This is a genomic window from Paenibacillus polysaccharolyticus, from assembly GCF_900102085.1.
Taxonomy (GTDB): Bacteria; Bacillota; Bacilli; order Paenibacillales; family Paenibacillaceae; genus Paenibacillus; species Paenibacillus polysaccharolyticus.
This window is the reverse complement of the sequence record NZ_FMVM01000005.1, coordinates 169,933-182,854: the sequence shown is the minus strand read 5'-3', so window position 1 is coordinate 182,854 and position 12,922 is coordinate 169,933. Positions and strand designations below refer to the sequence as shown.

At 41.6% G+C, this 12,922-nt stretch carries 6 protein-coding genes; all 6 read left to right on the top strand.

The window, feature by feature from the left end; translation table 11 throughout:
• The first annotated feature begins 36 nt into the window (after positions 1 to 36).
• Positions 37 to 285 (top strand): twin-arginine translocase TatA/TatE family subunit, encoded by a 249-nt coding sequence (gene tatA, locus BLQ13_RS08795; protein WP_090918211.1) that lies wholly within the window; start codon positions 37 to 39, stop codon positions 283 to 285.
• A gap of 78 nt (positions 286 to 363) precedes the next feature.
• The gene (gene tatC, locus BLQ13_RS08790) at positions 364 to 1,146 is read left to right on the top strand and encodes a twin-arginine translocase subunit TatC (RefSeq protein ID WP_090918209.1); all 783 of its coding nucleotides are present in this window, start codon (positions 364 to 366) and stop codon (positions 1,144 to 1,146) included.
• Between the two features lie 494 nt (positions 1,147 to 1,640).
• Positions 1,641 to 1,922 carry a co-chaperone GroES gene (groES, locus tag BLQ13_RS08780; RefSeq protein ID WP_090918205.1) on the top strand — a complete coding sequence of 94 codons (282 nt, stop codon included), beginning with the start codon at positions 1,641 to 1,643 and terminating at the stop codon, positions 1,920 to 1,922.
• 74 nt (positions 1,923 to 1,996) lie between these two features.
• Positions 1,997 to 3,628 carry a chaperonin GroEL gene (groL, locus tag BLQ13_RS08775; protein WP_090918203.1) on the top strand — a complete coding sequence of 544 codons (1,632 nt, stop codon included), beginning with the start codon at positions 1,997 to 1,999 and terminating at the stop codon, positions 3,626 to 3,628.
• Between the two features lie 386 nt (positions 3,629 to 4,014).
• Positions 4,015 to 5,760, top strand: coding sequence for a clostripain-related cysteine peptidase (locus BLQ13_RS08770; protein WP_090918201.1), 1,746 nt, complete (start codon positions 4,015 to 4,017; stop codon positions 5,758 to 5,760).
• Positions 5,761 to 6,101: 341 nt separating this feature from the next.
• Positions 6,102 to 12,920: a hypothetical protein gene (locus BLQ13_RS08765; protein ID WP_090918199.1), complete on the top strand. Its 6,819-nt coding sequence runs from the start codon at positions 6,102 to 6,104 to the stop codon at positions 12,918 to 12,920.
• Positions 12,921 to 12,922 lie beyond the last annotated feature (2 nt).

Here is a 12,922-nt window from a genome sequence, read left to right as displayed (position 1 = left end):
GCGCATGTTGAACGCTTGAAACAAGGAGGAAGATCTATGTTAAGTCAAATTGGGCCAACAGGATTTATTTTGCTGGCCGTGATTGCATTGCTGTTGTTTGGGCCTAACAAGTTGCCGGAATTGGGACGGGCTGTCGGGCGTACGTTCCGCGAGTTCAAGGAAGGCGCACGTGATATTATTTCGGACGATGATGCTTCCAGCCGGAAAGAGCAGGAAAAAGCGAAACCGGTAGCAGCTGATACAACGGCCGCTGAGAAACCTGTGGATAAACGCCTGCCGGAATAAGTTTCATGGCTAAGAGAGAGACCCCTTCCTGCCGGAAGGGTTTTGTATTTTAAAGCTGAAATTCCAGGGGAGGCAGGCATGACGCGGCAAAATGAAGAAATGACGCTTACCGAACATCTGAGTGAGCTGCGCAAGCGGCTGATCTATGTATTGAGCATTTTTATTCTGGGACTGATTGCAGGTTTTTTCGTGGCAGACCCGGTTTATCAGTATTTGACGAAGGCAGAGACGGCCAAGGGCTTCGTACTGCATGCGTTCTCGTTCTGGGACGGTATCGGGATTTATATGAAGATTGCCGGGCTCTTTTCCATTATTATCACGTTGCCTTTTACGGTGTACCAGCTCTGGAAGTTTGTGAGTCCTGGTCTGCGGCCACAAGAACGTAAGGCATCTCTGAAGTATGTGCCTTATGTATTTCTACTTTTTCTGGTGGGAGTCGCTTTTTCGTATTATGTTGTTTTTCCCATGGCGCTTGCATTTACAACAACGATTACGGAGAAAATGGGACTTGTCGAGACTTATGGTATGAAGCAGTACTTCAGTTTCCTGTTTGGCATTGTGTTGCCAGTGTCACTGCTGTTTGAGTTGCCACTGCTGATTATGTTCCTGACGGGTCTACGCATTCTGAATCCGATTCGTCTGCGTAAAATGCGCAAAATTTCTTATTTCGTGCTGATTTTTATTGCAGTGGTTATTACACCTCCAGACTTAATATCTGATCTGCTTGTCATGATTCCGTTGTTGCTCTTGTATGAGATCAGTGTGTTTCTATCCGCCATTGTGTATCGCAAGCAACTTGCAGCCGATCAGGAGATTGAAGCTCGTTATGTGCGGACCGAGGACAACCAGCATACAGGGTAGAGAATTCTATAGTTTATGTATTTAGAGGGAGAATGCTGCCTGCATCAAAAATGAGTGCGGGTGGAGGATGAATCTACTCGCCAGGAGACCCGGAGAAGACGATTTGTTCTGATCCGGGTCTTCTGGTTCCAATGGAAGATGAGAAGAGATCTGGACATGCAGGCATATTATATGGGGCAATGGATACAATGGAAAAGGGGATACGGGGCGAAGTTTGCATCTAAGGCAACGAATCTCGTAAAATAGAAGGTGTGAATGTAACATTCATCCAGCTGTACCAGGCGTGATTTGGCTTATTGGATATAAGTGATCAAGCCGTATGGATGTAAATTCAACGTAAATTCTCGCAAGAAATCATCAAAAAGACTTGAAATCATGCTTCAAGTTGAGTATCATAAAGTTGGTTGTTAGCACTGAACACTGTCGAGTGCTAATACATATGGCTGCAACCTACAAATGCAAGGCTATATAATTTTAAAAGGAGGCTATTTTTCATGATCAGACCTTTAGGTGAACGCGTATTGGTAGAACCACTGGAGCAAGAACAAACGACTTCTTTCGGGATCGTACTTCCGGACTCCGCCAAAGAAAAACCGCAAGAGGGTAAAATCATTGCAGTTGGTGCGGGTGCATTGAAAGACGGCGTACGTGTAGCTCTGGAAGTGAAAGAAGGAGACCGCGTTATTTTCTCCAAATATGCCGGTACAGAAATCAAATTCGAAGGTAAAGAATATTTGATTATGAAAGAGAGCGACATTCACGCGATTCTCGACTAATTTCAAATCTTAATCGGTTAACCGAACCATATAGCAGTACCATTTTACACAATATACTAGGGAGGTTTTCTTAAATGGCTAAAGACATTAAATTCAGTGAAGACGCTCGTCGCTCCATGCTTCGTGGTGTGGATGCATTGGCTAACGCAGTGAAAGTAACGCTCGGACCAAAAGGCCGTAACGTGGTTCTGGAGAAAAAATTCGGAAGCCCGCTCATCACAAATGACGGTGTAACCATTGCAAAAGAAATCGAACTGGAAGATGCATTCGAGAACATGGGTGCACAACTGGTTAAAGAAGTTGCAACGAAAACAAACGATGTTGCCGGTGACGGTACAACAACTGCGACAGTGCTTGCTCAAGCCCTGATCACAGAAGGTTTGAAAAACGTAACTGCAGGCGCTAGCCCAATCGGTATCCGTAAAGGGATCGACAAAGCGGTTAAAGCTGCGGTTGCTGAACTGCAATCCATCTCCAAACCGGTTGAGACTAAACAATCCATCGCACAAGTAGCGGCAATCTCTGCAGCTGACGAAGAAGTAGGCGAACTGATCGCTGAAGCTATGGAAAAAGTGGGTAAAGACGGCGTAATCACCGTTGAAGAATCCCGCGGATTCGCAACGGAGCTTGAAGTGGTAGAAGGTATGCAATTCGACCGCGGATACATCTCTCCATACATGATCACAGATACGGACAAAATGGAAGCAGTTCTGGACAATCCGTACATCTTAATCACAGACAAAAAAATCTCCAGCACACAGGACATCCTGCCATTGCTTGAGAAAATCGTTCAACAAGGCAAACCGCTCGTACTGATCGCTGAAGATATCGAAGGCGAAGCACTGGCGATGCTGGTTGTGAACAAACTACGTGGTACATTCAATGCTGTAGCGGTTAAAGCTCCAGGATTCGGTGACCGTCGTAAAGCAATGTTGCAAGATATCGCAGCCCTGACTGGTGGCCAAGTAATTACGGAAGAACTGGGTCTGGACCTGAAATCCGCAGTTGTGGAACAATTGGGTACAGCTCGCCAAATCCGTGTTACGAAAGAAAACACAATCATCGTTGACGGTGCTGGTAACAAATCCGATATCGATGCTCGTGTTAGCCAAATCCGTACACAATTGGAAGAAACAACTTCCGAGTTCGACAAAGAGAAACTGCAAGAGCGTCTGGCTAAATTGTCCGGCGGCGTAGCAGTAATCAAAGTCGGTGCGGCAACTGAAACTGAATTGAAAGAACGCAAACTGCGTATCGAAGATGCCCTGAACGCAACTCGCGCTGCGGTTGAAGAAGGTATCGTATCCGGTGGTGGTACTGCGCTTCTGAACGTATATCATGCTGTTGCTGGTGTAGCATTGTCCGGCGACGAGCAAACAGGTGTTAACATCGTACTGAAAGCTCTGGAAGCGCCAATCCGCACAATCGCGGCTAACGCTGGTGAAGAAGGTTCCGTAATCGTGGAACGTCTGAAAAAAGAGCAAGTTGGCGTAGGTTTCAACGCTGCAACTGGCGAGTGGGTTAACATGATCGAAGCAGGTATCGTTGACCCTGCGAAAGTAACACGTTATGCACTGCAAAACGCGGCTTCCGTAGCAGCTATGTTCCTGACTACTGAAGCGGTTATCGCTGACAAGCCAGAACCTGCAGGCGCGGCTGGCGCTCCTGACATGGGCGGCATGGGTGGAATGGGCGGCATGATGTAATAAAGGTGTAAAAACCTTTAAAGCATTAAACAAATTATAATAATACAAGGACCACTTCTTAATATCTATTAAGAGTGGTCCTTTGTTTTGTATGATGATAAGCGATACTACGGGTTATGCTCGCAAGGGATGACTGGAATAATGAATGTGCAGTTGGGTGCTGATACGAATAAACTTAAGAATATTAAGTGATGTGTAGTTCATCAGGCGTCTCGTTAAGATTCTGTGACTCCACTTAATTGAATAGAATTTCTGATATGGGTAAGAGTCTGTTCTTCTAGAGATCAGGCTCTTTCGCTGATTGCAGAAGTGAGTTGCATGTACGAACTTAAAGATTTCTTTAACTTTCACACGGGGCTAATCCTCCATGATAGGCTAAAGTAGCTATGCAAAAGCAACGAACAGAACAATGTTTTCTAGGTTTTATCAAGCCGCGTATTTATCTTTCATATTTTAAGAAGGAAATTTTCAGATTGAAAGGTCGAAATGTGATGAGAAATATCCGAAGTTTAATCATTTTATTATTTTTGTTTCTTGCAACAACTTCATCAGCATCGGCACAAGATACAAGCCATGCAGATGCGCTTAACCACTTGGGATTATTCAATGGAACGGAGAATGGCTATGAACTCTCGAGGGTGCCTACCAGAGCAGAAGCGCTGGTGATGATGCTTCGTCTCTGGGGGAAGGAAGAAGACGTTCAGAAAAACACCAACAAAAATCCATTTAAGGATACGGGTTGGGAAAGTTCCTATGTGTCGTTTGCCTACGCCAATGGCATTGTTAATGGAATCAATGAGCGTCATTTCGGAGGTAACCAACCAAGTTCTCTAAAGCAATATAGTGCAATGGTTTTAAGGGTTTTGGGATATTCAGAAACAAAGGGTGACTTTACATATGAAACTGCGGTTTCTTTCGCTTCAATCGTTTTAGGAATAGACCTTACAAAAGAAGTCGAATTCAATCGGGGAACTCTTGCAAAAATAAGTGGCTATGTGTTAAAAACCAGACCCAAAAATCAAATTGCAACACATGGTCAGATCCTTCGAGAGAAAAATGTGTTTACAACGCAAAGTTTAAACGAGGCAAGATTGATCTTGGAGCAGGATAAAAAACTGAATTCAACGACGGTTCTAATATATGCCATTGGTTCTGATCTTGAATCACAACAAGGCCAACTAACCAATGACTTGGAAGAAATATATCGTGGTCAGCCAAACCAAAATACGAACATCCTGATTCAAACAGGTGGAACGCTCAAATATCACAACAAATATATGACGGATGGAGCATCCGAACGCTTTGAAGTTAGCGAGGGACGACTTAAAAAGCATCCAAGCCGCATCCAAACCGCCGCATCAGACCCTAAAACACTAAGGGATTTTCTTGTTTGGGGAAAAGCCGTGGCACCAAGTGATCGTTATATACTTGTTTTATGGGATCACGGGTACGGTACAATGGGTGGCTTTGGTGCAGACGAGTTAAACGGACGAAAAACGATGAAGGTTTCGGAGCTTTCGAAGGCGATTGATGCATCAGATATGTATTTCGACTTAATCGTCTTTGATGCATGTCTTATGGGCACAGTTGAAACGGCCTATTCGCTTAGAAACTATGGCAAGTATCTCATCGCTTCTGAAGATTCAATCCCCGCTGCAGGATTGTACTATACCACATGGATCGGTGCGATGGAGCGAAACCCACAAATTAGCTCGGAAAGATTAGGACGTTTAATTTTAGATTCCTTTACCCTTCATTCCGGGATTGAATCTAGCATGCAGACAACAATGTCAATGATGAAGCTTTCTCAGGCTGAATCATTGGTTCATGCAATAGAAAATGCAGCATTTGATTTCTCACTTACAGACCTTGCAAAAAACTCTGATCTATTAGGCAAAAACGACGGAGTATTTGATCAATATGATCTTATAGATCTAATGGGTAAATCATCAGAAGTTACTGCTGCTGCTCAAGCACTCGCCTTTGAAGTGAAAAATTCAGCAGGTTTTAAAAATCGTAATGGTGTGGGTATGTACGTTCCTAACAAAAAAATGGAACATGCAAATGAAATGAAAGAAGAACTAAAAGCCATCGGTCTTAGTTCAAAGTATCTAGAAACTATTTTTAACTAAAATGAGCCTTAAAGCTCAAATGAATCAAAACGGTTCCTAGATTCTTCATTAAGAGGTTCGCATAGGTTTACCAAATTTTTGCGGTCTCTTTTTTTTGCAATTATGTTCATCTATGAAACTTAAAGTTTTCTTTATATAACACCGTTCCTGTAATCAATGATGATATGATACGAAAAGAACTGTCACAATTTGTCGAACATGATGTATAACTGCTAATGCGTACACTGCCGATGCAGCAGGCGATAGCCGCCAAAATAGCGGATTTAAAAATGAAAATGTAACAAATGGATTGTAAGGTGTTAGGTCAAAATGGCAAGCACAATGAACCGAGGAGGCATTACATGAAGAAGATTTTAAGTTTGATGCTAGTCATTTCACTTCTGGCATCAGTAGCACCTGTTTATGCGAATGTGCCAACAGAGTACACCTATGTGTTCGGTGTGAAAACAGGAGGAAACGAAAATGGAGGAACAGATGATGATGTTCATATGGGCGTAAGTACCTATGAACCTGGGATAGCCTCTGATCATTATAGAGCAATTGGCGCCGCTACGGCTTGGTCTGATGTGCAACATACATTCAAATTGCAGAACATTCCACCATGGAGAATGAATGAATTGGTTTTTTGGCTGGTTGGCAGTGATGACTGGTACGGGGATTCTGTGGTTCTATGGCTTCCTACTATTAATGGGGGCATAAATCCAACACAGGCGAAGACCATTAAATTAAACACATGGACAAAAGATCAGGGCAGACTTTATCGTGATATTTCAGATGTAACAAAACGGAAATTCACAGCTATGGGTAATGTTGATGTTGGTGGAGGAGAGTTCTACCTTGATACTAATTCATCAGGCTCTGAACGTGTAGAGTGGGACAAAAAGGTTAGAGATCAATATGGTGAATACGACATTATGCAATATGAAGATACTCCAGTGATCAACTATACCGTTTCGGACGATGCTGTAGGTAGAGATTGGTTAACATTTGAAGAGCCAACCAAAACGAATAATTTCAAGTTAGATATTGACCGCAAAAAGCTTCACGATGCAATGGTTGCGCAGAATAAAGCGGAGATATCACTAACCTATAGGGTGGGTCTCCTTGCCCAGTCTACCAACGCTGAAAGCCTTGGAGGGACTTTTGCCCATAAAACTTCAGGAAATCCCGAAGTTAAAACCTATTTAACAACAAAAATTGGGCAAGCGGATTACTATTATAAAGATGTTACATATACGTTCTATCGCAGCATCTATGACTTAGGCAATGAAAATATTTCGGAAACAGCTACGTTCTCGCATGCAACTGACAATCGATATCTAAATCGAAAATTAACAGATGTGAATATTACCGTTGATGCACTTTCAATTCATAGAAAAACGATGACAAAAGAAATTAAAGAAGAATTGATTACTAATTTTCAAGCAACACCAGTGTTATATCTTGGGAATAGTACTACAACACCACTTACTAATCTGACCATGACCAAATTATTGGGGGAGGATGGTAAACCTAATGGTACGCTTCAGTTTACGGGGAAAGTACCCATGGATGTTAGCGAAGTGGAGAGTGAGGGCATAAGGCTACAGCTTAATGATGTATCTACCTTTTTAACGAAAAAGGGTGTAAAACAGCCATATTATTTGGAGAGACCCACACCAGAATCGAATTCAGCACAAAGTTTTTATTTTTCTACTCATAAAGTGGACACCAAAACACCAACGATCAGAATTACCGATGAAAATGGACAGGATCTAACAGGTCAAAATTCCATTCAAAATAATGTGAAGAAAGTGCATCAATTTTATATGGTGGCTAGCGAAACACTCTATCCTGAGGGGAATGTCGCTCATACCATTGATAATCAAAACTATTTGGCATACGAGCTATACAAGAAAAATGGGGATGTCTATGAACCGACAACAACAAGAATAACCAACTTTGACGGTTTAGGTAGCGCAACGAAAGTTACAGCACCTATTAGTACGGAGGTATTAAAAGGTGTTAGTACAAATTTAAGCCCAATTGATCCTACAGAGGGCGAATTCAAGCTTCGTTTGTATGGATGGGATAAAGCTAACAATTCACTTGGTGGAGATGCTGGATACTCAGAGATTGAACATATTAAATTAGATAACCAGGCTCCGCGTGTAACGGTTCACGAAAGTGTAAAGCCGCAAGATGCACAGTCTCGTAAAAGAAATGACTATAGATTTGAAATGGAAGATTATCAACAAAGTAATGGCGGTTGGTCTAGAACGTATTATACGTTTATGAACGGTACGGATTCACCACCTAATACGCCTGTAGATGACATCAAACTTGGATCAGAAGAAATTTCTTCAGTTCAAGGCAAGTGGGCATTTGTAGATTCAAAAGGTGAAAGTTCAACGGCTGTATTATCTGTTCCCAAAGGTGATAGCTTTGACGGGACTCTATATTATTTCACAGTGGATTCATTAGGTAACGATTCAAGAAATGAAAAAGCGTCAAAGTACTATACAAAAACAGTCCAGATCTTTAATGGTTCTGTTGCTGACACCCTTATTACAAAGGATACAGGTTCACCAAATACACATTTTGATATCAAATTTGATGTAAGTAATTCCAATATTGAAACGAGCTATAGATGGGTCTCTCATCCTCGTAATGGAACAAGCTTCACACAAAACTTTACTGTCTATGATGCAAGCGATGATGTTGGTGCAGCTGAAAAACGTAATAGCAGCGGAACTGAAGTTTTGATGGACGGTAAATATATACTTGAATATCGAGTTAAAGATAAACGCTCTGGCAATTCATTAGAATTTACTCGAGAGTTCACGTACGACAATAAAGCACCGGAAATTAGTTATATCGTTGGCAATCAGCTTGATCATTTCAAGTCAACGCATCAATTTAGAGTTAAAGTGACAGATGCAAGTGGTATTGCAAGTGCAAGTTATTATTTGGCTAAACCAGAAACAGAAACGAAGATTGAGAATACGCAGAATCATCCGCTAACACTGACAGCAAATAGTGAAGGTGTATTCGAAGTTGATCAAACATTAACAATGACAGGACTTCCTTCGGGTGCTTATAGCATTGTTGTTGTTGCGACGGATGTTCTTGGTAAGGAAAGTAAAAAGATTTCCCCGTACTTTGGGATGAGGTCGGGACCTGCGACAATTGAGTCGTTAGCACATGCTCAAGCCAAGACGCTAAACGGAATGGGTGCAACCAATGACGGCACATATAAGGTCGATGTTGAATTATATGAACCCCATGCAGCTTGGACTTCTGAAAGTGCAACGAAATATCAAAATCCAGTCTATTATGCAACAATTGACGGGATGCCGACAGATCAGGGTGTGTTAGTTCCAACTTTTACAGAGAGCAATAATTCAGGTGGTAAGTTTGCATTTACACTAGATACACCGGTGGCACTCAAAGAAGGGATCAATACAATATATCTTCAATTTGGACTTTTAAATCACCCTGCTGACGAAAGGCCAGAGTTTTTAACAGAAACAAGACCTGTCAAAATCTTATATGATAGCCAGGCACCAACTTTTGAATTACCGGACTACAGCACCATTCAACCAACCAACTCATCAGTAACGGCAAGAATAGTAGCTAATGATGTTGGGACAGGCATTTCAAAACTGACGGTTGAGCCAAAAGATCAGGACAAAATCACCGTTTCTCCATATACAAACGGTGCATTCACAGTAACTGTGAGCGAGAACGTTACAACAAACCTGATACTGTCTGACGAGCTTGGCAATCAGGTTTTAGTTCCGATTTCAGTTTCGAATATTGACAAGGCAGCTCCGAATGCAATAGCATCCAGCGAAATGGTAACCAATGGAGCAAGACAAGATGGCCGGATCACGGTCGATGTTTCGGACAAGAGTGACACAACTGTTTCATTCGCACTTATTAAAGATCCATCAGCCAGTCATATTCTTACTGAAGAAGATTATGAGCTGTTTAATTCGAGTAAATCAGTAAAAATGCAAAGTAGTCAGCCCGTCGTTAATGGCGAAGGAAACAAACAGACAACATATACGATTGATCTGAAAGGGCTAAGTGGCAACTATGCAATTGGGATTAAAGCAGCGGATAACTCAGGCAATATTACTGAAAAAGTATTCGTTGACTCCAGTGTGAATTTGGTGGACGCGGAGGCATCCATTGTAAGTGTTAACGCAAACCCTCAAATAACCAAAACGACTTCAACGGTTAATGTGACATTCAATGTTCCAGTAACAATCATGCCTAATGCACCAAATGAGGGTGATAAGGTGAATGAAATGGCAAGGTCGAACCAACTGTATACAGGGCTATTAACAACATCTGTTGAGTATGCGATAGACCATGATCTGGTTATTCAGAACAATAACGAAATTAGTCTATATGTTCAGGATGAGGCTGGAAGGGATCGTGTTCTAAAGTTCACACCTACTGTTGAATTCATTCAAGGATTTGAGATTACAGGAAATGTAGAGAAGAATGGAGCTCCTATTCAAAATGGGGGATTTATATCCTATACGGAAAGCGATAAGCTCACCTATGTGATTGATCCTAATCCTAAGTATTCCGGACAATTTTTCTTTGTTGAAAATGCCGTATTGTCAGGCTTAGAACTAAATACGGAGCTAAGTGTAGTTGATCCTTCATTTACAGAGGTAGAAGGAAGAACGGCTTATTCCAAGCTTGTATTTGAAGCGCTAAGAGATGGGAAGACAACCAAGTCAGCTTACTTCGAGGTCTATACAACTGAAGGAGTTGAAGCTGATCGGATGGAAGATGCGTATGTTGCTATCTCAGTCGTTGATGAAACTGCAGCTGTTACTGATGTGGTGTATTCAACGACTGAGCCAACAAACCAAATTGTGAATGCAGTGCTTTCAATATCTGACCCGGAAAGCGGGATTATGAAACTGGAACGTTCATATGATGGGATAAACTTTGAGCAAATTGATTCCATTGCATCTCATACCGAAAGATTTGAACAGAATGCAACGGTATATTTCAAAGTAACAAACAAAGCGGGAATAGAAACAACCGTACCCGTTACCATTTCAAATATTGATACAACGCCAATTGCAGAAGACGTACACTACAGGGTGGAATACACCTACGAGAACTATCTAGGGAATTGGGTTCCAATTGAAGATGGCAAGGCTTATAGAAGAGTAATGGCAACCGTTAAGCCGATCAGTGGTCAGAAAACTCTATCGATGACTAATAACAATGCTTCATTCTCAAGAATTCTAACTGAAGATGTTAATTCATTCACCTTTGAGTTTAGAGATCAGGCAGGAAACACAAATTCTCGAACGGTTAGCTATAAGCTTTTTGACAACACGATAGGTCAAACCTCTTATGTGTTATCCAACACAGCAAAGACGAATCAAAATATACACGCAACGATCACATTAACAGACGATTCAGGTGAAATATCATTTGCAGAGGTTAAGAAGGACGATGTCGTGTACCCATTCAAAGGTGAGCCGCTTGAGAATGAATATGTCGTTGAACTGGATAGCTCAGGTATCTATTATGTGACAGCGTATGACTACGCAGGAAACAAGTGGGTTACTCCAATAACTGTCTCAAATATTAACAAAGTAGCGCCAGTTGCAACTGCGAGAGCGTACAGCACGCTACCAACTGAAATTACTACACAAAGTGTCAATGTGGAGTTAACACAGTTTAGCAAAGATATCAAAACAATTCGGGTCACAGGTGTTGAGCCAGTTGGCAGCTTGACCTATAGGGACATCGTTCATATCCCTGGTACCAAAGCAGTTCGCCTTAGAAAAAATGGTACAGTTACGATGTCCTTTGTCGATGACTATGGTAACGAAGGTCATGATATTATTACCGTTTCCAATATTGTATCTTCACCACCACAAGTTACCGCAACCGCAACATTAGCCAAAGATAAGTTAAGCGTTGATGTGTCATTTGACCAAATTCGGGACAGTGATGGCGTTCCGCTCGACATCTTTAGAAATATGAAAGACCTTACCGTTTCTTATAAAGGATATGAATATGCACTTTCAACAGCGGTTGAAAATGAAGATGGGGATGAGGTGTCTTATAAAGATACGGTCATCAATGTTAAAACGAATGGGGAGCATGTCTTCCAAGTTAGAGACAAAACAGGATTAACGCAAAAAATACTGCTAACGATTGAAGGAATTGAAGTAGGAGCACCAAAGATTAAAGAAATTCATTGGTCTTATAAATATCTTGTGAAAAACGAAGCTGGTAAGTGGGTAGAACAGGATTATCAAAATAAGATTACGGTTGGCGTTGATACATCTGGAAAAGAAGAAGGATATGTTGTCGGAACGGATAAAAATCCAATAACAAACCAGGATGTCACGGTCACTGTAACCACGGATAAAGATACGAAATCCGTTGGAGGAAAAGACGTTTGGGAACTAGATAAGTCCATGAACTATAGCAACAACGGACTATATGTATTTAATCTTCAAGGAAGAACGGGAGAGCAGGCTTCGTATGGTGTTGACGTAGGTCTCATCGACAAAACAGCTCCGGAGTTAACACTTGAAAATGGCGAAGAGCTCATCTTCATTGAGGGAATGACTCCTCAAAAAGATGCTTCCATTGCCTATAATAAATCGAAGCTTCTTGACTTTAAAGCATGGGATATGGTTGCCAATAAAAAGGTTGATTTAACTGACAAAGTTACCATCAACTATGATGTTGGCGGGCGAGTATTTAATCCGGACAACATCTCGGCAAATGAATTTAATCGCTCTAATCCTTACTATATAGACTATACAGTAAGAGATGACGCAGGAAATCAAACGACTATTCGTCGTACAGTTCGTCTTGTAGGTCTTTATGACACCATAGCGCTTGTGAACGGAGTCATGCCTGACAGTTCAAATGTTGCAACGGTGATTGGAAACAAAGTTGAGATTTCACTGAAAAACTTTGCTGGAGTATCGTATGCACGTTATGAAAAAGGCAGTTTAACACAAGGTCAAATGAAAACAAAAGGAACGGTCCTGCGGGAGAAAAACGGAGTGTATACCATTGATAATGTCTCAAATGGTTGGTATACCATCTATATTCAAACGGACAAGCGTGATTATTTCAATATTTCTGTATATGTTTCAAACAAAGGAGGGAAATAGGC

Bases quoted from the DNA above. Each gene is read 5' to 3' on its own strand.
- tatA (WP_090918211.1), top strand. From the start codon at position 37: ATGTTAAGTCAAATTGGGCCAACAGGATTTATTTTGCTGGCCGTGATT.
- tatC (WP_090918209.1), top strand. From the start codon at position 364: ATGACGCGGCAAAATGAAGAAATGACGCTTACCGAACATCTGAGTGAG.
- groES (WP_090918205.1), top strand. From the start codon at position 1,641: ATGATCAGACCTTTAGGTGAACGCGTATTGGTAGAACCACTGGAGCAA.
- groL (WP_090918203.1), top strand. From the start codon at position 1,997: ATGGCTAAAGACATTAAATTCAGTGAAGACGCTCGTCGCTCCATGCTT.
- BLQ13_RS08770 (WP_090918201.1), top strand. From the start codon at position 4,015: ATGCAAAAGCAACGAACAGAACAATGTTTTCTAGGTTTTATCAAGCCG.
- BLQ13_RS08765 (WP_090918199.1), top strand. From the start codon at position 6,102: ATGAAGAAGATTTTAAGTTTGATGCTAGTCATTTCACTTCTGGCATCA.